The 26,337-nt window shown below is 73.9% G+C and carries 21 protein-coding genes; 10 read left to right on the top strand and 11 right to left on the bottom strand.

Annotated features, from left to right (window positions below):
• Positions 1-5: 5 nt before the first annotated feature.
• Both ACIPN7_RS06020 and ACIPN7_RS06015 read right to left on the bottom strand, forming a co-directional pair.
• A complete protein-coding gene (locus tag ACIPN7_RS06020) occupies positions 6-1,211 on the bottom strand; it encodes an MFS transporter (RefSeq protein WP_400538980.1) in 1,206 nt (401 codons plus the stop codon).
• Positions 1,212-1,394: 183 nt separating this feature from the next.
• Positions 1,395-2,882 (bottom strand): zinc-dependent metalloprotease, encoded by a 1,488-nt coding sequence (locus tag ACIPN7_RS06015; RefSeq protein WP_400538978.1) that lies wholly within the window; start codon positions 2,880-2,882, stop codon positions 1,395-1,397.
• Between the two features lie 105 nt (positions 2,883-2,987).
• Here ACIPN7_RS06015 and ACIPN7_RS06010 point away from each other — a divergent pair, with 105 nt between their 5' ends.
• Positions 2,988-4,094 (top strand): thiamine biosynthesis protein ThiF, encoded by a 1,107-nt coding sequence (locus ACIPN7_RS06010; RefSeq protein ID WP_400538976.1) that lies wholly within the window; start codon positions 2,988-2,990, stop codon positions 4,092-4,094.
• 8 nt (positions 4,095-4,102) lie between these two features.
• Here the strand turns inward: ACIPN7_RS06010 and ACIPN7_RS06005 are convergent, their stop codons facing one another.
• Positions 4,103-4,468 (bottom strand): WhiB family transcriptional regulator, encoded by a 366-nt coding sequence (locus ACIPN7_RS06005; protein ID WP_285103255.1) that lies wholly within the window; start codon positions 4,466-4,468, stop codon positions 4,103-4,105.
• A 500-nt stretch (positions 4,469-4,968) separates the two neighbouring features.
• A complete protein-coding gene (locus tag ACIPN7_RS06000) occupies positions 4,969-6,984 on the bottom strand; it encodes an ATP-dependent helicase (protein ID WP_400538974.1) in 2,016 nt (671 codons plus the stop codon).
• 88 nt (positions 6,985-7,072) lie between these two features.
• On the opposite strand from ACIPN7_RS06000, the gene ACIPN7_RS05995 reads away from it, so the two are divergent.
• From ACIPN7_RS05995 to ACIPN7_RS05985, 3 genes are all read left to right on the top strand, one after another.
• Positions 7,073-7,342, top strand: coding sequence for a mycoredoxin (locus tag ACIPN7_RS05995; RefSeq protein ID WP_400538972.1), 270 nt, complete (start codon positions 7,073-7,075; stop codon positions 7,340-7,342).
• A 134-nt stretch (positions 7,343-7,476) separates the two neighbouring features.
• A complete protein-coding gene (locus tag ACIPN7_RS05990) occupies positions 7,477-7,809 on the top strand; it encodes a PadR family transcriptional regulator (protein WP_400538970.1) in 333 nt (110 codons plus the stop codon).
• A complete protein-coding gene (locus ACIPN7_RS05985; protein WP_400538968.1) occupies positions 7,806-8,711 on the top strand; it encodes an HAAS signaling domain-containing protein in 906 nt (301 codons plus the stop codon). The genes ACIPN7_RS05990 and ACIPN7_RS05985 overlap by 4 nt, the downstream gene beginning before the upstream one ends.
• 51 nt (positions 8,712-8,762) lie before the next feature.
• On the opposite strand, the gene ACIPN7_RS05980 is transcribed toward ACIPN7_RS05985, so the two are convergent.
• Entirely contained in the window at positions 8,763-9,680 is a 918-nt protein-coding gene (locus ACIPN7_RS05980; RefSeq protein ID WP_400538966.1) for a phosphotransferase, read from the bottom strand.
• 115 nt (positions 9,681-9,795) lie between these two features.
• Here ACIPN7_RS05980 and nudC point away from each other — a divergent pair, with 115 nt between their 5' ends.
• Entirely contained in the window at positions 9,796-10,713 is a 918-nt protein-coding gene (gene nudC, locus ACIPN7_RS05975; RefSeq protein WP_400538964.1) for an NAD(+) diphosphatase, read from the top strand.
• Between the two features lie 6 nt (positions 10,714-10,719).
• On the opposite strand, the gene ACIPN7_RS05970 is transcribed toward nudC, so the two are convergent.
• The 3 genes from ACIPN7_RS05970 to ACIPN7_RS05960 form a co-directional block, all read right to left on the bottom strand.
• Positions 10,720-14,100 carry a UvrD-helicase domain-containing protein gene (locus ACIPN7_RS05970; protein WP_400538962.1) on the bottom strand — a complete coding sequence of 1,127 codons (3,381 nt, stop codon included), beginning with the start codon at positions 14,098-14,100 and terminating at the stop codon, positions 10,720-10,722.
• Positions 14,097-17,309, bottom strand: coding sequence for an ATP-dependent helicase (locus ACIPN7_RS05965; RefSeq protein ID WP_400539157.1), 3,213 nt, complete (start codon positions 17,307-17,309; stop codon positions 14,097-14,099). The genes ACIPN7_RS05970 and ACIPN7_RS05965 overlap by 4 nt, the downstream gene beginning before the upstream one ends.
• A 170-nt stretch (positions 17,310-17,479) precedes the next feature.
• Complete coding sequence (locus tag ACIPN7_RS05960; RefSeq protein WP_400538960.1) at positions 17,480-18,358, bottom strand: DUF3152 domain-containing protein; 879 nt, start codon at positions 18,356-18,358, stop codon at positions 17,480-17,482.
• Between the two features lie 178 nt (positions 18,359-18,536).
• Between ACIPN7_RS05960 and ACIPN7_RS05955 the strand changes: the two genes are divergently transcribed.
• From ACIPN7_RS05955 to ACIPN7_RS05945, 3 genes are all read left to right on the top strand, one after another.
• Complete coding sequence (locus ACIPN7_RS05955) at positions 18,537-18,758, top strand: DUF3107 domain-containing protein (RefSeq protein ID WP_400538958.1); 222 nt, start codon at positions 18,537-18,539, stop codon at positions 18,756-18,758.
• Between the two features lie 313 nt (positions 18,759-19,071).
• Positions 19,072-20,727, top strand: a complete 1,656-nt coding sequence (locus ACIPN7_RS05950; RefSeq protein ID WP_400538956.1) for a DEAD/DEAH box helicase — start codon at positions 19,072-19,074, stop codon at positions 20,725-20,727.
• Between the two features lie 77 nt (positions 20,728-20,804).
• Positions 20,805-21,101, top strand: a complete 297-nt coding sequence (locus ACIPN7_RS05945; protein ID WP_400538954.1) for a DUF1905 domain-containing protein — start codon at positions 20,805-20,807, stop codon at positions 21,099-21,101.
• 1 nt (position 21,102) lies between these two features.
• Here the strand turns inward: ACIPN7_RS05945 and ACIPN7_RS05940 are convergent, their stop codons facing one another.
• Both ACIPN7_RS05940 and ACIPN7_RS05935 read right to left on the bottom strand, forming a co-directional pair.
• On the bottom strand, positions 21,103-21,738 hold the full coding sequence (locus tag ACIPN7_RS05940) for a MarC family protein (RefSeq protein ID WP_400538952.1): 636 nt from the start codon (positions 21,736-21,738) through the stop codon (positions 21,103-21,105).
• Entirely contained in the window at positions 21,735-22,583 is an 849-nt protein-coding gene (locus tag ACIPN7_RS05935; RefSeq protein ID WP_400538950.1) for a PHP domain-containing protein, read from the bottom strand. The genes ACIPN7_RS05940 and ACIPN7_RS05935 overlap by 4 nt, the downstream gene beginning before the upstream one ends.
• A gap of 175 nt (positions 22,584-22,758) precedes the next feature.
• On the opposite strand from ACIPN7_RS05935, the gene ACIPN7_RS05930 reads away from it, so the two are divergent.
• Positions 22,759-23,592: an alpha/beta fold hydrolase gene (locus ACIPN7_RS05930; RefSeq protein ID WP_400538948.1), complete on the top strand. Its 834-nt coding sequence runs from the start codon at positions 22,759-22,761 to the stop codon at positions 23,590-23,592.
• A gap of 12 nt (positions 23,593-23,604) precedes the next feature.
• On the top strand, positions 23,605-25,146 hold the full coding sequence (locus ACIPN7_RS05925; protein WP_400538946.1) for an aminopeptidase P family protein: 1,542 nt from the start codon (positions 23,605-23,607) through the stop codon (positions 25,144-25,146).
• Positions 25,147-25,248: 102 nt separating this feature from the next.
• Here the strand turns inward: ACIPN7_RS05925 and ACIPN7_RS05920 are convergent, their stop codons facing one another.
• Positions 25,249-26,211, bottom strand: coding sequence for a hypothetical protein (locus ACIPN7_RS05920; RefSeq protein WP_400538944.1), 963 nt, complete (start codon positions 26,209-26,211; stop codon positions 25,249-25,251).
• Between the last annotated feature and the right edge of the window lie 126 nt (positions 26,212-26,337).

Raw genomic sequence — 26,337 nt, 5'->3', positions numbered from 1 at the left:
CGTCGTCAGCCGACGGGCAGCGGCCGGCGTCCGCCCCGGTCCAGCAACAAGGCGACCAGCCCGCAGCTCGCGGCGACCACGGCGAACGGCAGGGCTGCCGCGAGGTCGAACAGAGCGGTGAACATGATCGGCCCGATGAGTTCCGCGACGACGAACGAGTACTGGAAGACGGCGAGGTATCTCCCTCGCGCACCTCGCGCGAACTCGTCGACCAACGCCGCGGACGACGGGGCGTGCAAGACCTCGGCGATGCTCAGGAGCGCGACCCCGACGAGGAGCACGGCGGCGGCTGCGGCCAAGGGCAGAGTCACGGCGACTGCGATGGCAGCGAAAGCGCCGGTCCACAGGAGCGCCGCACGCTTCAGGAGCCGCACCTTCGACGTGTGGTACGCCAGGCGGGCACCGCGCGAGGACAGGACCGCGACCAGCAGTGCGTTGGCCACCAGAAGTGCAGCGGTCAACCAGCCCGGTCCGTCCAGTCTCGAACGAACGACGGTCGGCAACGAAAGGCCGAAGAACAGGGTCGACAGCGCGAGCACGCTGTTCAGAGCGAGAAGCTGCAGGAACCTACGGTCCCGGAGGATCGAGACATAGGTCGACGGCGCTTCGCCGGGGGTACGGCCCGCTCGGGGGCGTATCTTCACGACACCGAGAATCAAGGTGGCCGCGATGGCGGTGCACCCCGATGCCACCCAGGCGAGCGCCAGGTAGGCACCCTCGGCCTGGAACGAGATCACGGCGCCTGTGATGAGCCCGCCGACGACGATGCCTACGGTCCGTGCCGCATTGAGGCGGCCGAACCATTGCTCCATCGACAGGGCGACCCTGGTCTCCGCGTAGTCCGCGAGGAACGTGAACACCGACGACCAGAAGAGGCGTACGCCGACGGCCATCAGAGCTGACGCCAGCAACACCTCGATCGGCTCGCGGGCGACGACGAAGCCGAGGTATGCGACTGCCTGGAGACCTAGACCGGCAACGACGACGGGATGCGCGGTCCAGCGATCGACCAGCATCCCGGTCACGATCGGAAGCGGAAGCCCGATCAGCACGCTCCCGCTGATGATCATGCCCAGCACGGGGAGCGGGATGTCGGTCAGGACAGTGAAGTACACCAGCGACAACGGGAGGAACAGGCCGCCGGACAGTGAGGCGAGAGACAGGGACAGGGTGAGGCAGGCGTCAATGCGCCCAGGTGCATGGTGAGGCACGAGAGGAACCACTTTCGATGGGAAACAGGCATGACTGAGATCCCGGCGAGCGGCTGGCTCGACGGGTGCTTCAGTTCTGTCTGACGTCCATCAGCGCTGACACTAGCCCACGATCAGATGTGGAAGCCACGCCATTCTGCGACCGAGTCCGCAGGTCAGCACCTACTCCGCGCCTGCCCTGGGTCAGGCCGACTCGTCGCCCCTCGCCCCGTCGGCAGGGCCGCCCTCTTCGGCAGGCCCGTCGCTGGAGCCCTTCTCGTCGGTAGGCCGGTCGTCGCCGGCCGAGTCCTCGCCGAAGATCTCCTTGAGCGCCGCGTCCACGTCGGCGTGCTCGTTCTCCGCCGCCTCGCGGCGCACCAGGTAGCCCGACGGGTCGTCCAGGTCCTCGGTGCCGGGCAGCAGGTCCGGGTGGTCCCAGACCGCGTCCCGCCCGGTGGTCCCCTGGGCGCGGGCCACGATCGAGAACAGGGTCGCGGCGTCGCGCGACCGGCGCGGCCGCAGCTCCAGCCCGACCAGCGTCGAGAACGTCTGCTCGGCCGGGCCGCCGGCGGCACGCCGGCGACGGATCATCTCCCGCAGCGGGATGGCGTGCGGCAGGTGCGGCAGCGCGGCCATGGCGCTGACCTCGTCCACCCAGCCCTCGACCAGCGCGAGCGTCGTCTCCAGGTTCAGGAGCACGGCCTTCTGCTCGTCCGTGTTCTGCAGGCCGAAGACACCGCCCGACAGCGCGCTGCGCAGCGCGTCGGAGTCGGCGAGGTCGATGTCGCGCACCTGCGCCTCGAGCGCGTCGAGGTCGATGGTGATGCCGCGCGCGTACCGCTCCACGATCGACAGCAGGTGCGAGCGGAGCCACGGGACGTGGGTGAACAGCCGCGCGTGGGCCGCCTCACGCACGGCGAGGAACTGCCGCACCTCCTCGAGCGGGGCGTCCAAGCCGTCCGCGAACTCGGCCACGTTGGTGGGCAGCAGCACGGTGTCGGGGCTGTCGAGCAGCGGCAGGCCCACGTCCGTGGCGCCGAACACCTCGCGCGAGAGCGTGCCCGCGGCCTGGCCCACCTGCATGCCGAACACGGCCGAGCCGAGCCGGCGCATCATCTGGGCCGGGTCGATCGAGCCGCCCAGGCCGTGCAGCACGCCGGCGGGCATGCCGGGCACGGCCTCGCCGTCGTCCACGCCGTCAGGGAGCTGGTCGCGCAGCACCGTGGCGAGTGCCTCCGAGACGGAGGACGCCACGGGCGCCGCGAGCTCGTTCCACACCGGGAGCGTGGCCTCGACCCACTCGGACCGGTTCCACGCGCGCCGCGTGCCGCCCGCGGGCGGGAGGTCGGTCACGGCGTCGAGCCAGAGCTCGGCCACGCCGAGCGCGTCCGTCGCGTCCTTGGCCTGCTTGCCGGTCAGGGACGGGTCGCCCTCGCTGACCGCGACCTGCCGCGCGACGTCGTGCGCGACGTCCGCGTTGACCGGGCCTGCGCCCTCGGCCGAGAGCATCTTCTGCACCTGGGCCAGGGCGTACTGCATCATCACCGGGTCCGGCGCACCGCCGAGGGCCGTCGGGTCGATGCCGCGCTCGCGCATCTCGGCCATCACTTCGTCCGCGCCGTCGCCGAGCATGGAGCGCAGCATCTCCTCCCACGACTGGGGAGTATCGCCGGGCTGGTGCTGGTCGCTCATAGTGTTCACCGTAACCGGGTCGGCAAGGGTTGCGCCGTCCATTTGGCTCTGGGCGCAGCCGGGAACTTCCGGACCGCTCGGTGCTTTGGATATACCTCCGGGCCTGTGGACAACGGCCCCGGCACGCCGCCGTCGGGCATCGTGGTGGGCATGAAGCGCACCCCAGCCCTGCGGCTCCGGCCCGGCACGCCCGTGCTCACCCGTGGCGGCGGTCAGGTGCAGTGCGGCTCCGACCCGCGCTGGTCGTTCGTGCTGTCCGGGCTCGCGCCGGCCGAGGAGTCGTGGCTGGAGGAGATCGCGGAACGGCGGCACGTGACGATCGAGCAGTCGGCCGCGCGGTGCGGCGTGCCCGCCGAGCGGCGCGACGAGATCATGGCCGCCCTGTCCCGGGCGGGGGTGCTCGTCCCGGTCCCGGGAGCGGTCGGCACGGTGACCGCCCCGGCCGACGGGGCGGCGGACGCGACCGCGCTCGGCATGCTGCGGCCCGACGGCGCCGGGCTCGCCACGCTGGCGGAGCGCGCCGGGCGGGTCGTCGGCGTCGTCGGGCTCGGGCGCCTGGGTACGGCGGTCGCGCTGCACCTCGCGACGGCGGGGGTCGGCGGCCTCGTGCTGTGCGACCCGCTGCCGGTGCAGACCACCGACGTCGGGCTGGGCGGCCTCCGAGCGGCCGACGTGGGCGAGGCGCGCGACCTCGCCGTCCAGGCCCTCCTCGCGGAACGCTCCCCGCGCGTCGGGGTCCGGGTGGACGACGTCGGGGGCGGCGCGGGGCTCGACCCGGCGGCGCTCGACGTCGTCGTGGTCACCGAGCCGCACGCCGCGCACCCGGCGCGGTACCAGCGGCTGCTGGGCCTCGGGGTACCGCACCTGCCGGTCGTGGTGCGTGAGGCCGACGTCGTGGTGGGCCCGCTGGTGCGGCCGGGCCGGTCAGCCTGTGTGAGCTGCGTGGATCTCGCCCACGCGGACGCCGACCGGGAGTGGCCGGCGCTGGCGGCCCAGCTCCGCAAGACGCCGGAGCCGACGCACGAGGCGACGCTCGCCGCCGTGGCAGCGGCGACGGCCGCGGGCCAGGTGCTCGCCCAGCTGGACGGGCACCGGCCGGCGGCCGTCGGTGCGTGCCTGGAGATCTCGCTCCCGGCGGGGATCCCCCGCGCCCGGCCGGCGGAGCCGCACCCGCGATGCGGGTGCGTGGTCCTGCCGGTCCGGGCGGCCTGACCCGCGGGTCATGCGGCGGCGACGTTCTCCGACTTGCGGGGCCGGCCTCGGCCGCGCTTGCGGGCCACGACGGCACCGTCCACGAAGACCTCGCCGCCCCAGACGCCCCACGGCTCGTTGCGGTCGAGGGCGCCCGCGAGGCAGCCCTCGATGAGGGGGCACGTACGGCAGAGGGCCTTGGCCTGCTCCACCTGGGTGCTGTGCTCGGCGAACCACAGCTCCGGGTCGTTGGTACGGCACGGCAGCAGTGTGTCCATGAGCCGGTTGAACTCCGCCGAGTCCGAACCGGTCCCGCTCGTGGCGGGGTGTTGAGGCGGGTCCCAGGGGCCCGAGCCGCCCTGGGGAAGAGTGTCGAGGAGCGCAGTGAGGCGCACGGTTGTCTCCTGTGTCCTGAAGGAACGTCGTCGATGAACGTTGGTGGTGCAGGACCCAGGGGCTAGATCCTTGCCGGGCCGGCCGAGGTGGGGCCGGATCTCCGGGCAAGAATGAAGGCCGCGGGTCCTAGGTGGACTCCGCGGCCTGGAACTCTTCGGTCGTCAGACCGGTGAGTCTCCTGGAGATGCGGAGTCGGGTGCGAGAGCGGACGGCTTGACGCCTCCGCGGTGAGTGCGCGCGCGGAAAGGCAGAGCTGCGCCAGTGGCCGGGACGGGCTCGTAGCCGAGCACGTGCTTGCACACCTGCAGATCCGTCTGCGGAATCATGTTCATCTCCAATGCACCCACCTCCTCACTCGAATCCGGGCCAGGCCTCTCGGCCTCGCCCACTGCTGTCAGGGACATGTGAACACTATGCCGGGCCGCCGTGGCGAGCCAACTCTTTTTCCAAACTTTCTTGAGAAGTTTTTCGGACCACCCCGGGAGGGGCCCGAAACCGCTCAAGAAGCCGGTGCGTTCGCCACGATCGCGAGGATCGTGGGGCCGTACCTGTCGATCTTCGCGGGTCCGATGCCGTTCACGCGAGCAAGTTCGGCCGTGCCCGAAGGTCGGATCTCCGCGATGGCCGCCAGGGTCGCGTCCGTGAGCACCGTGTAGGCGGGCTTGTCGGTCTCCTGGGCCACCTCCCGCCGCCACTCGCGCAGGGCGTCGAACAGCGCGGTGTCGCGCTCGTCGGTGAGCAGGGCGCGGGCCTGGCCCTTCGGCGCCGTCCGCGCGCGGGGCGCCCGCGGCTCGTCCGGCCAGAGACCGTCGAGGAACCGCGTGCGCTTGCGCGTGGCCCGCCCGCCCGGGTTGCGCGAGCGGGCGAACGACACCTCCAGGTGCTCGCGGGCCCGCGTGACCCCCACGTACAGCAGCCGGCGCTCCTCGTGCACCGCGTCGTCGGTCTCCGCCAATGAGATGGGCATGAGGCCCTCGCTCATCCCGGCGAGGAACACCGCGTCCCACTCCAGGCCCTTCGCCGCGTGCAGCGAGGCGAGCGTGACGCCCTCGACCGTCGGCGCGTGCTGCGCGGAGGCCCGCTCGTCGAGCTCCGCCACGAGCGCGGAGACGGTCGCGGGGCTGTCCGGCGTCGCGGCCGCCGCCAGGTCGTCGGCCAGCGAGACGAGCGCCTGCATCGCGTCCCACCGCTCCCGGGCCGCGCCGCGGGCCGACGGCGGCTGGTCGGCCCACCCGGCGGCCGCGAGGATGTCGCGCACCTGGTCCGGCATGGACGCCGCCGGGTCGGCCGAGCGGGCCGCGCCCCGGAGCAGCACCAGCGCGTCCCGCACCTCCTTGCGCTGGAAGAACCGCTGGCCGCCGCGCACGAGGTAGCCCACCCCGGCGTCGGCGAACGCGGCCTCGAACGCCTCGGACTGCGCGTTGGTGCGGTACAGCACGGCGATCTCGCTGGGCTTCACGCCCGACCCGACCAGCCGCGCGGCCCGGGCGGCGATGCCCTTCGCCTCGGCCTCGTCGTCGTCGTACGCCGTGAAGGCGACCGCCGGACCCGGCTCGCGCTGCGCGATGAGCTCCAGCGCCTGGTGCGCGCCGCCCGCCCGGCCCGCCCGCTTGAGCACCTCGTTGGCGAGGTTCACCACCTGGGGCGTGGAGCGGTAGTCGCGCACGAGGCGCACCTCCTGCGCCTCCGGGAAGGTGCGCCGGAAGTCGAGGAGGTGGCGCGGGGTGGCGCCGGTGAAGGAGTAGATGGTCTGCGACGGGTCGCCCACGACGCACAGCTCCCTGCGCCCGCCCAGCCACTGGTCCAGCAGGAACTGCTGCAAGGGCGAGACGTCCTGGTACTCGTCGACCACGAAGTGCCGGTACTGCGAGCGCACCTCGTCCGCCACGATCTTGTGGCTGTTGAGCATGTCCGCGAGCATGAGCAGCACGTCCTCGAAGTCGATGAGCTCGCGCTCCGTCTTCACGTCCTCGTACGCCGTGATGAGGCGGGCCACGGCCTGCGCGTCGTAGCCCGAGGGCGCCTCGCGGCCCGTCCGGTACGCCGCCTTCTCGTAGTCGTCCGCGGTGACCAGCGAGACCTTGGCCCACTCCACCTCGCTGCTCAGGTCGCGGACCGCCACGCGGTCCACGCTCAGGCCCACGCGTCGCGCGGCCTCGGCGATGATCGGCGCCTTGAACTCCTGCAGCCGCGGCGGGGCGCCGCCCACCACCCGCGGCCAGAAGTAGCCGAGCTGCCGCAGCGCCGCCGAGTGGAACGTCCGGGCCTGCACCCCCTGGACCCCGAGCGCCCGCAACCTGGTGCGCATCTCCCCCGCGGCGCGGGCCGTGAACGTCACCGCGAGCACGCTGGTCGGCTTGTACGCGCCGATGCGGACGCCGTAGGCGATGCGGTGCGTGATGGCGCGGGTCTTGCCGGTGCCCGCCCCCGCCAGCACGACCACGGGCCCGTTGAGCGCGAGAGCGACCTCGCGCTGCTCGGGATCGAGGGCGGTCAGGATCGCGTCCGGGCTCATCGGCCCAGGATGATTCGAACCGTCGGCGGAGTTGGTCTGGGAGAGCATCGTCTGCGATTCTCGCAGCAACCACTGACAAGGAGAACAGATGTCCGAGACGACCACGCCGCTTCCCGAGGACGGGACCGTCCTCATGTACTCGACCACCTGGTGCGGGTACTGCCGGCGGCTGCGCACGCAGCTCGACTCCGAGGGCATCGGCTACACCGTCATCGACATCGAGGAGCAGCCGGAGGCCGCCGCGTACGTGGAGCAGGTCAACGGCGGCAACCAGACCGTGCCCACGGTGGTCTACCCGGACGGCTCCGCCGCGACCAACCCGAGCCTCGCCCAGGTGAAGCAGGCCCTCGCGGCCTGACGCGCGAGGCGGGTGGTTCAAGGGGGTCGACGACGGCGTCGGCCCCCTTTCTCGCGCCTCATACCTTGCGATGCAAGTCTTGTATTGCAAGTCTTGTATTGCAAGTCTTGCTATGCAAGGTTACCGTTGCCGCCATGACCGAAGAGCGCATCGCAACGAACCTCCGCAAGGGAGTGCTCGAGTACTGCGTGCTCGCGCTGCTCTCCCGCGGTGAGAAGTACGGCCTCGAGCTGGCCGACGACCTCACCTCGCGCGAGCTCATCGCGAGCGAGGGCAGCCTGTACCCCCTGCTGGCCCGGATGCGCGAGAACGGGCTCGTCGAGCCCCGGTGGGACTCGTCCGGCACCGGGCGCCCCCGCCGCTACTACGCCATCACTGGTCACGGCACCGAACAGCTCACCACTTTCGCGAAGGTCTGGGCGTCAATCGGCGCGCAGGTCGACGCCCTTCTGGAGGGATCACGATGACCGAGAGGGACACGATGAACGCCAACGCCGAGGACACCTACCTGCGCGACGTCGGCAAGCGCCTGCGGACGCTCACCCCCGAGCAGCGGGCCGCGGTGCTCGACGACGTCCGGGCCCACTTCGCGGACGCCGCCGACGCGGGCCGCTCCCCCGAGCAGGCCGCCGAGAGCCTCGGCGACCCGGCACAGTTCACCGAGCGCGTGCGGGCCGAGCTGGGGCACGACGCCGGCCGGACGGACCGGATGCGGCGCGTGCTGCAGTGGCTGGCGACGGGTGCGGCGGTCTTCACCGCGATGTTCGTCTCGTTCCTCTGGCCCGACCAGACCCTCCCGGGCCTGAACACCCAGGTCGAGCAGTACGGCTTCGGCATCGTGCTGCTGAACCTGGTCCCGGCGCTGGTCGCCGCGCTCCCGCTCTTCGTGCCGGTGCGGGCCCGCACGGCCACCGCCGTGGCGGTCGCCACCGTGCTGACCGCGCTGGGCGTCGTCGGCGACACCTACATGTTCTACGCCCCCAGCGCCATGCTCGCGTGGGCCGCGCTCGCGGTGCCGGCGATCGCCCGTACCGGTCGCCCCGCGGCCGGCTGGCGCATCACCGGCGCGGTGCTCACCGCGCTGCCCGCGGTCCTGCTCATCATCGGCGGCCTCGTCGGCTCGTGGGGGATGGAGGTCTCGTCCTGGCTCTGGACCGGCGGTCTCATCGCCGTCGGTGCACTGATCGCGGTGCCCAGGACGTGGGCCGGCACCGTCGTCGCCACGGCCGGGGTGGCGGTGCTGATCATGGCCACGCTCGACCCGGGGATGATCGTCCTCGGCATCTGGTGGGCCGGCGGGGTACTCCTCGCCGTCGGGGCGAGCCACGCCGTCGCGCACGCGCGGCCGCGCACGCCGGTCCGCGACTGACCACGAGGCGCCCTCGACGAGGCCTGACCGGTCGACCGCGGAGCCGGCCGGTCAGGCCTCGTCGAGGGTCGCCTCGTCCAGGTCCTCCAGCATCGACGTCGCGTCCTCGACCACCTCGGGCAGCCGGTGCCGCACACCGTGCAGGAGCCAGCGCGCGAGCGCCAGCTCGCCGACGAGCATCGCGCGTTCGGCGAGCCGCGAGTCGCTCAGCTCGGTACGGCGCAGCTGGTAGGCCTCCATGATCGAGTCCACGGCCTCCATCGGCGCCGCCGCGATGAGCCACGCGAGGTCGTCCGCGGGGTCCGCGACCCGGGCCTCCGCCCAGCCGGAGACCGCCACGACCCGCTGCCGGTCCACGAGGAGCTGGTCCGGTGCCAGGTCGCCGTGCGTGACGACGGGCTTGAACCGCCACAGCGACACGTCCTCCAGGGCGGTCTCCCAGCGGCGCAGCAGGGTGGGCGGGACGCGGCCGGTCTTCGCGGCCTCGTCCACCTCGGTGAGGCGCCGCTCGCGGTACTCGGACGCGGTGTAGCTGGGCAGCCCGCACGTCTCGACGACCGACGTTGGCAGCTCGTGGATGGCCGCGATCGCCCGGCCCAGGTCGGCGGCCAGCCCGGGACCCTGCTCCAGCACCTCGACGTCGAGGTTGTCGCCGATGATCCTGCGGTGCACGACGGCGCGGCCACCCTCCGGCAGGAGGGCGTGGCCGGCGACCTGCGGCACGACGAACGGGAGCACGCCCGTGTCGATGTACAGCCGGAGCGCGTCGAGCAGCTCGATCTCGGCCTCCAGCGCGGCCCCGGCCACCGTGGTGCGAGGCGCGCGCACCACCCACTCCTGGTCGTCCGCGCCGGTCACGACGGCGACGTCGTAGTCGCCGGCGAGGTCTCCGACGCGCACCGACCGGGCGTCGAGACCCGGCACGGCGGCGGTGGAGAGGGCGGCGAGAGCGAGGGGCGTGCGGGACACGTGCTCACCCTAGAGCAGCGCCCGGCGCACGACGGGGCAGGAGCGTGGCGTGTCCGGCGTCTCCGCCCGAGCCTTCTGGCGTCGCGCGCTCCCCCGGGGCGACTAACGTCGTCCCGTGCGTTCTCTCGACCTCCCCTTCGCCCGCGCCACCCACGACCGAGCCGCGCACCGGCGCGCCGAGCCCGGTCTCCTCGACGACCTGCTCGAGGAGCCGGCCACGCGCGTCATGGTGGTGCGCGGCACCCGCGTCGCCACGGTGGAGCAGCGACTCGCGCTGTTCGCGCCCGACGACGTCGCGCACCTGGCCGCTCGCACGCTCCTCTTTCTCGGGGAGGCCGGCGACGTCGCCCACCTCGCCGTGGTCCTGGACGACGCCGGCCGCGAGCCGGGGTCGGATCCCGTGCCGGAGCCCGACCTCGACGCGGAGTGGACCGGCATCCGCTCGCTCGACGCGTCCGACCTGGAGGTGGGGCTGGTCGTCGAGGCGGTCGCCCTCGCCCAGTGGCACGCGGTCTACACGCACTGCCCGCTGTGCGGCACCCGGACCGAGGTGCGGCAGGGCGGGTGGGTGCGGCACTGCCCGGCGGACGAGTCCAACCACTTCCCGCGCACCGACCCCGCGGTGATCATGGCGATCACCGACGCGGACGACCGCCTGCTGCTGGCCCGCGGCCCGCAGTGGGACCTGGGCCGCCGCTCGGTGCTTGCCGGCTTCGTCGAGCCCGGGGAGGGCCTGGAGCAGGCGGTGGCGCGCGAGACGGCGGAGGAGGTCGGCGTCGCCCTCGACCCGGCGTCGATCGAGTACCGCGGCAGCCAGTCGTGGCCCTTCCCGGCCTCGCTCATGCTGGGCTTCCGCGCCCGCGCGACCACCACGGCGCTGGTGCGGCAGGAGGACGAGATCGCCGAGGCCGACTGGTTCACCCGCGACGAGGTCGCCACCGCGGTGGCCGACGGGCACCTGGGCCTGCCCGGGCACACCTCGATCGCGCGCTCCCTGATCGAGGAGTGGTTCGGCGGGCCGATCGGGGACTGACAGCGGTCAGTCCCCCCGGATCAGCGCCTCGAGCTCGGCCTCGTCGAGCAGCCGGTCCGGGCGCACCGTGGTGTCCGACCCCACGTAGTAGAAGGCCGCGCTCACCTGGTCCAGCGGCAGCCCCGTCCAGCGGGACCACGCCAGCCGGTACACGGCGAGCTGCACCTCGCGCGCGGCCCGGGCCGTGGCGTCGAGGGGTTCGCGGCCGGTCTTCCAGTCGACGACCACGACGGCGTCCGGGCCCGTCGCCGGGTCCTTGAAGACGGCGTCCATCCGACAGCGCAGCATGACGCCGGCGACCGGCGTCTCGACGTCGACCTCGACCGCGACGGGCATCCGCGCGGACCATTCCGAGCCCAGGAAGGTGTCGCGCAGCTTGTCGAGGTCGGTGTCGTCGGGGAGGTCGTCGTCCTCGGCGCTGGGCAGGTCGTCGACGTCGAGCAGCGTGGCCGACGTGAAGAACTGCTCCACCCACTCGTGGAACCGGGTGCCGCGCCTGGCATGCACCGTGGGCTGCACCGGCACGGGCCGGCGGAGCTGGAGGGCGAACGCGTCGCGGTCCGCGGCGAGCCGCACCAGGCCCGAGGCCGAGACGTGCGCCGGGAATGCGACCTCGCGGTCCGCGTGGCGGTTCCGCTCGGCCAGGAGCATCCGGGCGAGGTCGACCAGGTCGTGGCCGGCCGCGTCGGCGAGCACACCCTGCGGCGCGGTCAGCGCGTCCGCCGGGAGGCGCATGGCGGCGAGCGCGACCAGTCGCTCGTCGGCTGCCTCGTCCACGAGCGTTGCCGTGGCGCGCAGGACGTCGCGGGCGGTGGGCTGCTGGTCTGGTTCACCGGTCCGGCCGGTCCCGTCCGGGGCCGGCCAGACGGCCGTGACCTCCTCCGCGTTGCGCGGGTTCTCTGCGTCCGCCTCGGGCATGGGCGCCCACAGGTCGGTGCGCACCAACTCGGCGTCGGCCAGCTCGGCGAGGAACGGGGAGACGCCCCGCGGGCGGCTCGCCGTGCCCCACCAGGAGGCGGTCAGGAAGAGCTCGCGCCGGGCCCGCGTGAACGCGACATAGGCCAGCCGGCGCTCCTCGGCGAGGCGGTGCTCGCCGCACTCGGCCTTGAACTCGTCCCGCAGCGCGACGAGGTCCTTGGTGTCGGAGGCGTGCTCCCAGTCGAAGCGCGGCAGGTCGTCCGCGTCCCCGCGCAGGTGGTAGGGCAGCTCACCGAGGTCGGACAGCCAGCCGGACGACGACTCGCCCGACCGGGAGCCACGGTCCCAGGTGGGGAACGCCCCGTCGGCGAGGCCGGCCACGGCCACGGCGTCCCACTCCAGGCCCTTCGAGGCGTGCGCGGTGATGACCTGGACGGCGTCCGGGTCGGGCTCGTGCACCGGCATGTCGAGCCCACGCTCCCGCTCGCCCGCGACGCCGAGCCAGGCCAGGAAGGCGCCGAGCGTCGCCGTGTCCGACGACTGCGCGAACGAGGCCGCGACGTCCCGGAACGCGTCGAGGTGCTCGCGGCCGCGGTCGCTCACCGCGCCGCCCACCCCGGCGCCGGCCAGCGCGAGGGCGGTGGCCGCCTCGACGTCGAGGCCGAGCGCGCGCTCGGCCTGGACGACCAGCTCCGGGAGCGACAGGTAGGTGAGGCCGCGCAGGTCGCGCAGCAGCCGGGCGAGCGCCGCCAGCCGGCGGTGCGCGTCCTCGGACAGGACGCGGCCGTCGCGCGCCGGCTCACCCACCGGCGGGAGGTCGTCGAGCGCGTCCACGATCGAGCGGTGGTCGGAGATGTCGCCCTCGACCACGCGCAGGTCGTCGTCCGGCACGGGTTCGGCCGCGGCCCGGCGCGGGTCGTCCAGGCGGGCGAGGTCGGCCGCCCACGAACCGAGCGCGTGCAGGTCGGCCGCGCCGAGGTTGAGGCGCGGGCCGGTGAGCAGGCGCAGCAGGGAGTCGCCGCGCGACGGGTCGTGCGCGGCCTGCAGCAGCGCCACGACGTCGACCACCTCGGGCGTGGACAGCAGGCCGCCCAGGCCGACCACCTCGACCGGGAGGCCGCGGCGGCGCAGCGCCACCTCGATCGCGGGGAACTGGGCCCGCGCGCGGCAGAGCACGGCGGCCGTGGCCCGCCCGTCCGGATGGGCGCCGGAGCGCCACCGCTCGGCCACCCACTCGGCGACGGCCTCGGCCTCCTCCTCCAGGGTGGCCGCGACGTGCGCCGTCACCACGCCCTCGCCGGCGCCCGGCCGCAGGTCCAGCGGCGGCACCTCGACGTTCGCGGCCGCGCCGGTCCGCGAGCGCAGCGGCCCGGACACGATGTTCGCGGCGGTGAGGACGGCGGCGTCGTTGCGCCAGGACGTGGAGAGGTAGTGCACGGCGGCGGGGACGCCGTCGTCGCGCTGGAAGCGGCCGGGGAAGCGCGCGAGGCCCGCGGCGGAGGCCCCGCGCCACCCGTAGATGGACTGGTGGGGGTCGCCGACGGCGGTGACCGGGTGCCCGCCGCCGAACAGGCCGGAGAGCAGCTCGACCTGGGCAAAGGAGGTGTCCTGGTACTCGTCGAGCAGCACCACCTCGAACCGGGCCCGCTCGGCGGCGCCCACCATGGGCACCTCGCGGGCGAGCTGCGCGGCGAACGACACCTGGTCGCCGAAGTCGAGCGCCTCGGCGATGCGCTTGCGCCGCCGGTACTCGACCACGAGGTCCACGAACCGGGCCCGCTCGGCGATCGAGCCGATGAGCTTGTCCACGTCCTTGGTGCGCTTCTTCTGCCGCGGGCCGAGCGGCACGGACTCGAGGTGCTCGGCCATGTCGGTGAGGCGGGCCCGGGCGTCCGCGGGGTCGACGAGGTGCTCGCCCAGGGCGTCGGACAGGGCCACGACCGCCGCGGTCACGGTGCTGACGGCCCGGTCGGTGGCGAGGTCCTCGTCCCAGGACTCCACCACCTGCGAGGCGAGCTGCCACTGCTCGGCCTGCCCGAGGAGGCGCGCACTGGGTTCCACGCCGAGGCGGAGGCCGTGGTCGGCCACCAGCGAGGCTGCGTAGGCGTTGTAGGTCGCGACCGTGGGCCGGTCGAGGTCCAGGCCGGCGAGCGCCTCGCCCGACTCCTCGCCGAGCGCCCGGTTGAGCTGCGCCAGCCGGGTCTGGACGCGCTGCGTGAGCTCGCCCGCTGCCTTGCGCGTGAAGGTGAGGCCGAGCACCTGCTCGGGGTGGACCAGCTTGTTGGCGATCAGCCACACCACGCGCGCGGCCATGGTCTCCGTCTTGCCGGAGCCCGCGCCCGCGACGACGAGGGCGGGCTCCAGCGGCGACTCGATGACGCGGACCTGCTCGTCGGTGGGCTCGTGCCGGCCGAGCAGCCGTGCGATGGCCCGTGCCGACAGGCGGATCTCCGGCTCGTGCCCGGTCACTCGACCACCTTCCGTCCCTCGGGCTGCAGCGGGCAGGACCGCCGCACCACGCACATCTCGCACAGGTCGTTGTTCCGGGCCGCGAACCGGGCGGCGGCCATGGTGTCGGCGGCGCCCTCGACCGTGTCGCGCGCCCAGCTCCTGCCCTCGTCGTCCGGGGCGAGCGCCGGCTGGTTCCGGACGCTCGCCGACACCGTCTCGGTGCCGACGTAGACGAGGCTGGCGCCCTTGCTGACCGTGCCCTCGGGCAGGTCGAGCGCGCCCTCCTCGACGGCGAGCTGGTAGGCGCCGAGCTGCGGGTTCTCGGCCGCCTTGTCCTTGCTGGCCGCGGTCTTGCCGGTCTTGAGGTCGGCCACGGTCACGGCGCCGTCGCCGGCGTCCTCGACGCGGTCCACCTGGCCGCGGAGCCGGGCGCGTCCCAGCCGCAGGTCGAAGTCGGCCTCGACGAGCAACGGCTCCCCCGAGTCGCCCAGGTACTCCGCCAGCCGTTCCACCATGCGCCCCGCGCGCTTGCGGAGCTGCAGCGACGGCCAGCCGTCGGGCAGCGCGAGCTCGGGCCAGCGGCGGTCCAGCTCCGTCCTCAGGTCGGTGAGCGAACCCTTCGGGTGGCTCTGCGCGATCGAGTGCAGCAGCGTGCCGAGGGTCTGGTGGGTGGCGTCCGGCTTGGTGCCGCCCGCCGACTCGAACGCCCAGCGCAGGGCGCAGGTGGTCACGGTCTCGACCTTGGACGGCGACACCGTCACCGTGTCCCGCGCGCCCCACAGCGGCACCTCGCTCGAGACGCCGGCCACGCCGTACCAGGTGCTCGGGTCCGCCTCGTCGACGCCCGCGGCCGCGAGGTCCGCGAGCAGCGCGGCCGCGGGCTGTGCGCCGGGTGCCGGCTCCGGGCCGGCCGACGTCCGCACGAGCTCCGAGCGCGCCGCGGCCACGACGCCGCGCAGGTCGAGCGGCGGGCCGACCGGGACCCGCCGCGGGTCCGGCCCGTCGCCGCCGTCGTCCCGGGGGGACACGAGGTCGCAGAACACGCTCGGGGACTCCTCGGTGTCCTCCACCGCGGTCACGAGCAGCCGCCGCCGGGGGCGGGAGACCGCCACCGCGAAGGCGCGCAGCTCGTCGGTGAGCACCTGGCGGCGGGCCTCGGCGCCCACCACCCGGCCGTCCTCGGACCGGCCGGCGATGAGCTCGACGAGCGCCTGGGAGCCGAGCAGGGAGTCGCGCAGCCGCAGGTCGGGCCACACGCCGTCCTGCACGCCGGCGACGACCACCACGTCCCACTCCCGTCCCGCCGCGCCGGGGGGCGTGAGCGCCTCCACGGCGCCCGCGCCCTGGGCGGAGGCCGCCAGGGAGTCGGCCGGCAGGTCCTGCGACGCCAGGTAGTCGACGAAGGCGCCGACGGGCGCACCCGGCATCCGGTCCACGAAGGTCTCGGCCGCGCGGAACAGCGCGAGCACGGCGTCGAGGTCGCGGTCGGCGCGCAGGCCCGCGGGACCGCCGGCCAGGGCTGCGGCGCTCCACCGTTCGGCCAGGCCGGTCGCGGCCCAGGCCGCCCAGAGCACCGTCTGCGCCGTGGCGCCCGGCTCCCCCGCCGCCTCCCGGCCCGCGGCGAGCACGCGGGCCACCGCGAGCGGTCCGCGCCGCACCTGCGTGGGCAGCAGGGCCGCGCGTGCCGGGTCGGCGAGCACCTCGACGAGCAGCGCGTCCGAGGTGCGGCCACCGCCCGCCGACAGCTCCTCCGCCCGCAGCGCGCGCCGCAGTCGCCTCAGGGCCACGGCGTCGAGCCCGCCGATCGGCGAGACGAGCAGCAGCGCCGCCGTCTCCGGGTCCAGCACGGGCTCGTCGCCGTCGAGCTCCTCGGCGATCAGCGCCTCCAGGCTGCCGCGCGGCGCACCCGCGCACGTCTTGACGGCGGCCAGCAGCGGCGCCACGGCGGGCTCGTCGCGCAGCGGCAGGTCCGACCCGAGCAGCGCCACGGGCACCGACGCGGAGACCAGCTCGCGCCGGAGCGCCCCCAGCCGCGTGCCGCTGCGCGCGATGACCGCCATGCGCTCCCACGGCGTGCCCCGCAGCAGGTGCTCCGCGCGCAGCTCGCGCGCGATCCACGCCGCCTCCTGGGCGGCGCCCGCGAGCACCGCCACCTGGACGGCCGGCGGCGCGTCCTCGCCCGCGGGCTCCTCGTCCGCACGCGCCGTCGCGCGGCGGTGCAGCGCGCTCGCCGACACCGGGATGCGGTTCGTGACCGCGCGGGTCACGGCACGCAGCTCGGGCCGCTGCCGCCAGACCGTCCCGAGCACCACCGTCTCGGCGTCGAACGCGCCGAAGGCACGCCCCGGGCCGGCGGGCGCCGCGGCACGGCCGGTGAGCCCCGGCGCGGCCCCGCGGAACGTCTGGACGGCCGAGTCCGGGTCGGACAGCAGCACGAGCCGCGCCCCGTCGTCGTGCAGCACGCGCAGGAGGCGGACCGTCGCGGCCGTGGCCTCCTGGTAGTCGTCCACCACGACCAGGTCCCAGGTGGGCCGCGGCGCGCCCGGCACCTCGTCCTCCCAGGACCGCAGGGACTCCGCGGCCTCGTCGATCACGACGGCGGGGTCGTAGCGCGGCCCCGCGTCGGGCGTCGCGAGCCGCAGGGTCATGGTGTCGAGGTACTCCTCGTAGAGCTGCGCGGCCATGATCCACTCGGGGCGGTCGTTGGCGCGCCCCATCTCGTCGAGCTCGACCGGGCCGAGGCCGCGCTCGGCGGCCCGCATCAGCAGGTCTCGCAGCTCCTGGCGCAGGCCGCGCAGGCCCAGCGACTCCTCCGGCAGCCCGACCGGCAGCCGCAGCGGCCGCCCCTCGCCGGCGACGTGCCCGGCGAGCAGCTCGGCCAGCACCAGGTCCTGCTCGGGGCCGGAGACCAGGGTGGGCGCGGGCTGCCCCAGCGCCGCGGCGCGCGTGTGCAGCACCGCGAACGCGGCCGACGACGCCGTGCGCACCATCGGGGCGCCGACCGTGCGCCCGGCCTGGGCCGCCACCTCGTCCCGGAGCCGCGCCGCCGCACGGCGCGACGAGGCCAGGACCAGGACCCGCTCCGGCTGCACCCCGGACATCAGCGCCCGGACCGCCACCTCGCACGCCACCGTCGTCCGGCCCGACCCCGGTGCCCCCAGGACCAGCGTCGCGGGCCGGCTCAGCGCGGACTCGACGGCGGCCGCCTGGCTGTCGTCGAGCCGCACGGAGGTGGCGCCGTCGGGACGGGTCCCGGGCGGCGCCAGCCGAGGTGCGAGGGTGCGGGTCGGTGTCACGCGGACGATCGAACCACGAGCCACTGACACTCCCCGACGCCCCGCGCGGAGGCGTCGCGAATGTCCGATTCACCACGAGAGACGGCGCAGTGATCCCGGTCTCAGCCCGCGTCCGGGGCGGGCCACGGCTGCGGGATGCAGCCGCTCGTCGTGGTGGTCTGCTGCACCATCACGGTGGCGTGCTCGCCCTTGCCCCTGCACACGTCGTGGTGGTACCCGATCACGTGCCCCACCTCGTGGTTCACCAGGTAGTGCCGGTAGTTCCCGACGTCCTTCCACGCCGTGGACCCCGTGGCCCAGCGCCTGAAGTTGAGCACGGCGGTCTCGTCGATGCCGCACGAGAGCTTGCCGATCGTGTCCAGCGGGAGGCAGAGCCGGTCGGTGGTGCCGGGGCTCGCGAGCACGACGCGCACGTCGTAGCGGTCCGAGTCGGTCCAGGCGAAGGTCGACCCGTCCGCGGCGTTCCAGCCACGCGGGTCGTTCAGCGTCGCCAGCACGGCCTCGGCGAACACCTCCGGGTCCACCGGCAGCCCCTTCTCGACCGCGACCTGGACCCGCCAGACCTTGCCCTCGGCGGGCGCGGCGCGCGACCCGCTCGCCACCACGAGCGTGCCGGACAGCTCCGGCTCCACGCGGACCCGGGTACCGAGCAGGCCGGAGCCAGGCTCCGGCGTCGGCTCGGGCTCGGGCTCGGCGGCCGGTGCCGGCGGGGCCGACTTGCCGGCGACCGCGCCGGCGTCCAGGGGGACGACCGGGGCAGGCGGCGCCGTGCGGTCGCCCGACCGGGCCGCCTCGTACGCGTCCCGGATCGCGTCACCCGCCTCGACGCCGAGGTTGTCCTCGACCACGCCGGCCACGGCGGCCGCGGACGCCTCGGGCTCGGCGCCCATCGTCACCGCGACGCCCGCGCCGAGGCCGAGCACCAGGCAGAGACCGAGCGCGAGCATGGCGCGCCGAGGGTCCTGCCGCGGGCTGCTCACGGCGACCATGGTGCCACGCACCGGCCCGCGGGCCCACGATGTCGTCCACAGGATGTGGACACGTATCGGCTCACGGCGAAACCGCAGGCCGACCGCCCCGGTGCGTGACTAGGATCGTCAGGCCGGGTCCCCGGTCCCCCGGGCACACGGCGCAATCCCCGACCGAACTGGAGTAAACGTGGACGTCACCATCGGTGTGCAGAACCTGACGCGCGAGGTCGTGGTCGAGACGGACGAGAGCGCGGACGCCGTCGCGACGGCCGTCAAGAAGGCCCTGGCCGGTGGCCCCCTCGAGCTCACCGACTCCCGTGGCCGTCAGGTGATCATCCCTGGCAGCGCCATCGGCTACGTCGAGATCGGCTCCGAGGAGCAGCGCAAGGTCGGCTTCGGCGCCGTCTGATCCCTGCAGTACCCGACGCCGCGTGGCGGACGGCGCCCGCGAGGGCCCTCCGCCACGTGGCGTTCATTACTAACGGGGTGCCGGTGGCGTTTCGCTAACCACACGGAAACATCCTGCGCGTACCATGAACGACGTACATCGGTTGCCCGGTCGTCACGTTCCGACCCCCGAGCCTGTGCTCCGACCTCCTCAGCGAGGCCGCCGACAGGACGCGCAGCCTGGGCCTCCCGCCCGGCGCGCGATGATTTTCACGATCGGCTGCCGCACGAAGGCGCGATCGCCGGGCCATGAGGGCCCACCGCGCCGCGAGAAGATGAAGGCGCCAGTGACTACCACCGACACCCCGGCCGCGAGCGCGGCCACCGTGACCGACCCCGAGCCCACCGTGGCCTCGGGGCCCGACTATTCCTCCCCGTCCGCCATCCAGGCGCAGAACGTGACGTTCGCGGACTTCGGCGTCCGCCCCGAGATCGTCGCCGCGCTGCTGGACTCGGGCATCACCCACCCGTTCCCCATCCAGGCCATGACGCTGCCCGTCGCGATGAGCGGGCACGACATCATCGGCCAGGCCAAGACCGGTACCGGCAAGACGCTCGGTTTCGGCGTCCCGCTGCTGCACCGCGTCGTGGCCCCGGGCGAGCCCGGCTACGACGAGCTCGTCGCCCCCGGCAAGCCGCAGGCCGTCGTCGTGGTCCCGACCCGCGAGCTCGCGGTCCAGGTCGCGAACGACCTGGCCACCGCGTCCGCCAAGCGCAGCGTCCGCATCGTGCAGGTCTACGGCGGCCGCGCCTACGAGCCGCAGATCGACGCGCTGAAGTCCGGCGTCGACGTCGTGGTGGGCACGCCGGGCCGCATGATCGACCTCCTCAACCAGGGGCACCTCACGCTGCTGCGCGCGGCGACCGTGGTGCTCGACGAGGCCGACGAGATGCTCGACCTCGGGTTCCTGCCCGACGTCGAGAAGATCCTCGCCCGCACCCCCGCGCAGCGGCACACCATGCTGTTCAGCGCGACCATGCCGGGCGCCGTCGTCTCGATGGCCCGCCGCTACATGAAGCAGCCCACGCACATCCGCGCCGCCGAGCCGGACGACGAGGGCGCGACCGTCAAGAACATCAAGCAGGTCGTGTACCGGGCACACGCCCTGGACAAGGTCGAGGTGCTGGCGCGTCTGCTCCAGTCCGAGGGCCGCGGCCGCAGCATCGTGTTCGCGCGCACCAAGCGCACGGCCGCGAAGGTCGCGGAGGAGCTGCAGTCACGTGGCTTCGCCGCCGGCGCGATCCACGGCGACCTGGGCCAGGGCGCCCGCGAGCAGGCACTGCGCGCGTTCCGCAACGGCAAGATCGACGTGCTCGTCGCGACCGACGTCGCCGCCCGCGGCATCGACGTCGAGGACGTGACCCACGTGGTCAACTACCAGTGCCCCGAGGACGAGCGCACCTACCTGCACCGTGTGGGCCGCACCGGCCGCGCCGGCAACACGGGTACCGCCGTCACGTTCGTCGACTGGGACGACGTGCCGCGCTGGTCGCTCATCGACAAGGCGCTCGAGGTCGGCTTCCCGGAGCCGGTCGAGACCTACTCGACGTCGCCGCACCTGTACGCGGACCTGAACATCCCCGAGGGCACCAAGGGCCGCCTGCCGCGGTCCGCGCAGCACCTCGCCGGCCTGGACGCCGAGGAGCTCGAGGACCTGGGCGAGACCGGCAAGCGCAACAGCGGCTCGCGCTCCGGCGGCGGTCGTCCGGGCGGCCCCCGCTCGGGTGGGCGCCAGGGCGGCGGCTCGCACGGCGGTTCCCGCTCGGCGGGCCGGTCCGACGCTGGCCCGGCGGCCGGCCCCGAGGGCGCCGGCACCCCCGCCGACCGCCCGGCGTCGGGCAGCGAGGACGACCAGCGCCGTCGCCGGAGCCGCAACCGCCGCCGCACGCGCGGCGGGCGCCCGGCCGATGGAACCCAGGCCGACTCCTGAGGACGTGTCAGACCCACAGGTCACCCCGGTGACCTGTGGGTCTGACAGTTTCCCGGGTTTCTGACAGGCTCAGCAGCGTGCAGATCGAGTTCGCCGCTCCCCTGTGGCAGTGGCAGGTGCGTACCGACTCCTGGTGGTTCGTGACCGTGCCCCCGGAGCAGTCCGACGAGCTGGCCGACCTTCCACTGCCGCCGCGCGGGTTCGGCTCAATCCGGGTGCGGGTCACGGTCGGGGCGACCACCTGGACCACGTCCGTCTTCCCGAGCGACAGCAACGGCGGCTACGTGCTGCCGATGAAGAAGAAGGTGCGGCAGGCCGAGGGCCTCCTGCCGGAGAAGCCGGTGTCGGTGACCCTGGAGACGATCGACGTCTGAGCTAGACCGTGCGCACGAACTCGATCACGCCGTTGGCGATCATCTGCACGGCGATCGCGGCGAGCAGCACACCCGCGATCCGGGTGACCAGGGTGACGCCGGAGTCCTTGAGCACGCGGTGCACCAGCCCGGCGAACCGCATCGCGGCCCAGGTGCAGATGCACACCGCGACGATGCCGACCCCGATCGACGCGTAGTGGCCCACGGGCGACTCACCGGCGCTCACGCCCTGCTGCACGAACACCATGGTGGCGACGATCGTGCCCGGCCCGGCCAGCAGCGGCGTCGCCAGCGGCACCAGGGCCACGTTCTTCGTCGACCCGCCGGAGTCGGACTCGCCGGCGTCCATCTTGCCCATGAGCAGCTCCAGCGCCACGAGCAGCAGGAGCAGGCCGCCCGACGCCTGCAGCGCGGCGAGCGAGATGCCCATGTGCTCCAGCAGGAGCTGGCCGAACAGCGCGAACACCACGATCACGCCGAACGCCACGAAGATCGCGGTGCGCGCGGCCCGCTTGCGGTCCTGCGCCGTCATCCGCGAGGTGAGCGCGAGGAACACCGGCACCGTTCCCGGCGGGTCCATGATCACGAACAGCGTCACGAACACCTCGGTGAACAGCGCGACGTCGAACCAGCTCACCCGAGCACCTCCAGGGCCCCCTGGTCCGCGATGGCCTCGAGCACGCCGGGCGCGGTGGTGTTCTCGCCGATCTTGTTCTGCTTGCCCGCCCCGTGGAAGTCGCTCGACCCCGTGACCAGCAGGCCCAGGGACTCGGCGAGGTCGCGCAGCCGCCGGCGCGTGTCGGGCGTGTGGTCGCGGTGGTCCACCTCGAGCCCCGCGAGGCCCACGGCGGCGAGCTCCTCGATCGTCGAGTCCGGGACGATCCGGCCGCGGGCGTCCGCCCCGGGGTGCGCGAGCACCGGCACCCCGCCCGCCGCGCGGACGGCGCGGACCGCCGCGACGGCGTCGGGCGCGTAGTGGCCCACGTAGTACTTGGTGCCCGGGCGCAGGATGGTCGCGAACGCCTCGTCCCGGTCGCGGACGACGCCGGCCGCCACCAGCGCGTCCGCGAGGTGCGGGCGGCCCAGCGTCGTGCCGGGCTTGGTCTGGGCGAGCAGGTCGTCCCAGGTGATCGGGAAGTCCTCGGCCAGCAGGTCCACCATGCGCCGGGCGCGCGACTCGCGGTCGGCGCGGGTGCGCTCGGTCTCGGCCAGCAGGTCGGGATGGGTGGGGTCGTGCAGGTAGGCCAGCAGGTGGACGCCGGTGCCCCAGCCCGTCGTGCGGGCGATCGCGGAGATCTCGGCGCCGCGCACCAGGCGCACCTGGTACCGGCCGGCGGCCTCGGCCGCCTCGGCCCAGCCCGACGTCGTGTCGTGGTCCGTGATGGCCAGCGTGCCGATGCCGGCGTGCGCGGCGACCTCCACCAGCCGCGCTGGCGAGTCGGTGCCGTCGGACGCGGTGGAGTGCGTGTGGAGGTCGATCACCCCACAAGGGTAGAGATCCCCGGGCCGCCGGGAGGCACCGGGACGTGGTGAGGTGCAGCACGCCGCGGCCGGCGCGGCAGCAAGGCCCTGCGACAGCAAGCCCACACAGCACGTTCACGCCGTGTTCCGCCGACGTACGCCGCGTGCCCAAGCCGATCCCGGATCATCGATGGCGATGAGCAGCAACCACGAGACTCCGCACAACACCCCTACGAGCGTGGTCTTCGTGCACGGCATGCGCAGCTCCGGTGCGATCTGGGAGAACCAGGTGGAGCACCTGCGCGCGGCCGGCCACGAGGCCGTCGCGGTCGACCTGCCGGCGCACGGATCGCGCCGCCACGACCGGTTCACGATGGACGGCGCCTTCGAGGCGGTGGACGACGCCGTCGCCTCCCTCCCGTCCGGGCCGGTCGCCCTGGTCGGCCTGTCGCTGGGCGGCTACACGTCGCTCGCCTGGGCCGCCCGGCCCGGCGCCACCGACCGCCTGGTGGGCGTAGTGGCCGCGGGCTGCACGTCCGACCCCAGGGGCAAGCCCGTGCGGCTCTACCGTGACGTCGCGCGGACCGTGGCGAACGGCGCCTATCTCGCCCGCCGCCTGACCGGCCGCGTCGTGCACCCGACCACGCACCGCGCGCGCCTGTCGGTTCCCACGATGCCGTTCCGCCCGCTGCGGAGCGCTCCGGGTGGCGCAGACCTGCGCCAGATCGAGATCGCGCCGCTCCAGACCGCCGAGATGTACCGGCCCACCTGGGACGTCGTCACGGACGCGTTGACGCACCTCTCCGGCCGCTCCTCGATCGCGAACGTGCGCGCCGCGCAGGTGCCGGTCTGGTTCGTCAACGGGGCCCGCGACGCGATGCGCATCGGGGAGCAGCGGCACCTCGCCGCCGCCCGCGACGGCGCGCTCGTCGTCGTCCCCGGCGCGGGGCACGACGTGAACACGGAGGCCCCCTCCGCGTTCAACCGGGTACTCACCCGGGCGCTGGCCGACTTCGGACGGCGTGCGTGAAACACTGGGCGCATGAGCGAGCCCACGACCACTTCTCAGCCTGACGAGCAGGGGACCGCGGACCGCGGCTCCAACCGCTCGCACCGCCCCGCCTCGACCGCGTTCAAGAACTTCGTGATGTCGCAGTGGGCCCCGCGCGCCGAGCTCGGCCTGACGCCGTCCGACGCCGCGCCGTTCACCGTCGCCCGCCGCTCCGCGCTCTCGGAGCGCCTGCCCGGCGCGCGCCTCGTGATCCCGGCGGGCTCGCTCAAGCCCCGGTCGAACGACACCGACTACCGGTTCCGGCCGCACTCGGCCTTCGCGCACCTCACGGGCCTGGGCACGGACCGCGAGCCCGACGCCGTGCTGGTGCTGCACCCGGCCGAGGAGGGCACCGGCGACGCCGGTTCGAACCACCACGCGGTGCTCTACGTGCGCCCCCTGGCCCCGCGCGACAACGAGGAGTTCTACGCCGACGCGCGCTACGGCGAGTTCTGGGTGGGCGCCCGCCCGTCACTGGCCGACATCGAGGCGCTGACGGGCATCGAGGCCCGCCACATCGACGAGCTGGGCGACGCCCTGGCCAAGGACGTGGGCGACGGCGGCGTCAGCCTGCTCGTGGTGACCGGCGCGGACGAGGCGATCGAGGCCCTCGTCGAGGAGCTCCGGCTGGAGGCCGGCGAGACCGAGGACGAGCAGCTCCTGTCCGACGACGTGCTCGTCGAGGCCACGTCCGAGCTGCGGCTGATCAAGGACGAGTACGAGATCCAGCAGATGCGCGAGGCCGTGGCCCGCACCATCGAGGGCTTCGAGGCCGTCGTCCGCGCGCTCCCCGCCGCGAAGGAGCACCGCCGCGGCGAGCGCGTCGTCGAGACCACCTTTGACGGGCACGCGCGCCTCGAGGGCAACGCCGTGGGCTACGAGACCATCGCGGCGTCGGGCGAGCACGCCACGACGCTGCACTGGATCCGGAACGACGGCGAGGTCCGGTCGGGCGACGTGCTGCTGCTCGACGGCGGCGTCGAGGTCGACTCCCTCTACACCGCCGACGTCACGCGGTCCCTGCCCGTGGACGGCGAGTACACCGACGTGCAGCGCAAGATCTACCAGGCGGTGCTCGACGCGGCTGACGCCGCGTTCGCCGTCGCGAAGCCGGGCACCAAGTTCCGCGACATCCACACCGCGGCCATGGAGGTCATCGCGGCCCGCCTCGAGGAGTGGGGCTTCCTGCCCGACGGCGTGACCGCCGCCGAGGCGCTGGACGAGGACGGCCAGCAGCACCGCCGCTGGATGGTGCACGGCACGTCGCACCACCTCGGCCTCGACGTGCACGACTGCGCGCAGGCGCGCCGCGAGCTCTACCTCGACGGCACCCTGGAGCCGGGCATGGTGTTCACCATCGAGCCGGGCCTCTACTTCAAGGCCGACGACCTCGCCGTCCCCGAGGAGTTCCGCGGCATCGGCGTGCGGATCGAGGACGACGTGCTGGTCACCGAGGACGGTTACGAGAACCTCTCGGCGGCGCTGCCCCGCCGCCCGGAGGATGTCGAGGCCTGGATGGCCTCGCTGCGCTGAGGTCTGGCACAGTGCTTCAACCGACTTCGGTCGGTTGTCCTGAGATCGGTCGGTCGATTGACCGGTCTCAAGGCAGCCGACCGAAGTCATTCCCGACATCTGTCAGGTCGGGGGGAGTCCTGGGTTCGGGCGGGCGGCCCGGACCAGGTCCGGCGGGAGGTGTCTGGTGAGCCTGGTGGCCAGTGCCGGGACGTCGCGCTTGTCCGTGGCGGTGACGTGCTCGATCGTCACGCCGGCCCGGCGGATCGCCGCGGCACGCGCCTTCTCGCGCAGGTACTCCTGAGCGGGGTCATGACCAGGGCGGACGCCGTCGGGCCGGTACTTGACCTGCCCGTCGAACTCGATGCCCAGGGCCCACCGCTCGTACCCGAGGTCCGTGTGGAAGCATCCACGGTCGGTCTCGACCGGCATCTGCGTCGTCGGCCGGGGCAGTCCGAGGCGGAGCAGCTCGTAGCGGACCCAGGTCTCCCAGGCCGACTGGGCACCGGCGTCGGCCAGCTCGATCACGAGCCGGGCTCTCCGGGCTCCGCGGTGACCAGCACCCGCCTCAAGGACGTCGAACAGCGCCTCGCGTTCCGTTCCCATGGCGAGCGCGGAGTCTGCGATGACCAGGCCTTCGAGCGGGTGCATGGTCCGTGCGCAGTCGACGACGGTGCGTTCGAGCGTGGTGACCGGCAGGCCCGCTGCGTCGGCGACGTCGTCCGCGGCGAGCGTCCAGGAGTGCCGGCGCACATCGGCCGAGGCATGACCCGACGCGCGATAGTGCTGGTACACGTGCGTCTCGCGGGGGTTCCGCCAGACGCGGCAGCCGTGGAGCAGCGCGGCCGACACGTGGCTGAACACGTGCTCGGCCCGGATCTGGGCGTCCAGGGCGCGCACGCGGGCCAGCGCCCGGTTCCGGTCCTCCCGCAGGGCGCGAGCGGCGCCGTCGACCCGCAGGTCGCCGGGCGCGCAGTACGCCCCGCGCCGGATCCGGACGACGTCGCCCCTGCGGGCGGCCGTGGCCACTGTGTTGCGGTCCTGCTCCAGCGTGAGCGCGACCTTCGGGATCTCGACGTCTTCCATGCTCCGACGGTGCCCGACCGACGGCGGTCCGGGGCACGGACATAGCGAACCTGTGCACGAACCCCGGTCCGGAGCCCCTGTGGTCGCGCTCGAACCCTTGGACCACGGTCAGCAGGGGCGCCACGT

The sequence above is a fragment of the Promicromonospora sp. NPDC090134 genome (assembly GCF_044746965.1).
Taxonomy (GTDB): domain Bacteria; phylum Actinomycetota; class Actinomycetes; order Actinomycetales; family Cellulomonadaceae; genus Promicromonospora.
Note: the sequence above shows the minus strand (reverse complement) of the source record. Positions and strands in the feature narration are given on the sequence as shown.

Excerpts from the sequence above, each read along its gene's own strand:
- ACIPN7_RS05985 (WP_400538968.1), top strand. The coding sequence starts at position 7,806 with ATGACCGAGAGGGACACGATGAACGCCAACGCCGAGGACACCTACCTG.
- ACIPN7_RS05950 (WP_400538956.1), top strand. The coding sequence starts at position 19,072 with ATGAAGGCGCCAGTGACTACCACCGACACCCCGGCCGCGAGCGCGGCC.
- ACIPN7_RS05930 (WP_400538948.1), top strand. The coding sequence starts at position 22,759 with ATGAGCAGCAACCACGAGACTCCGCACAACACCCCTACGAGCGTGGTC.
- ACIPN7_RS05925 (WP_400538946.1), top strand. The coding sequence starts at position 23,605 with ATGAGCGAGCCCACGACCACTTCTCAGCCTGACGAGCAGGGGACCGCG.
- ACIPN7_RS06015 (WP_400538978.1), bottom strand. The coding sequence starts at position 2,882 with ATGAGCGACCAGCACCAGCCCGGCGATACTCCCCAGTCGTGGGAGGAG.
- ACIPN7_RS05920 (WP_400538944.1), bottom strand. The coding sequence starts at position 26,211 with ATGGAAGACGTCGAGATCCCGAAGGTCGCGCTCACGCTGGAGCAGGAC.
- ACIPN7_RS06000 (WP_400538974.1), bottom strand. The coding sequence starts at position 6,984 with ATGAGCCCGGACGCGATCCTGACCGCCCTCGATCCCGAGCAGCGCGAG.
- ACIPN7_RS05990 (WP_400538970.1), top strand. The coding sequence starts at position 7,477 with ATGACCGAAGAGCGCATCGCAACGAACCTCCGCAAGGGAGTGCTCGAG.
- ACIPN7_RS05995 (WP_400538972.1), top strand. The coding sequence starts at position 7,073 with ATGTCCGAGACGACCACGCCGCTTCCCGAGGACGGGACCGTCCTCATG.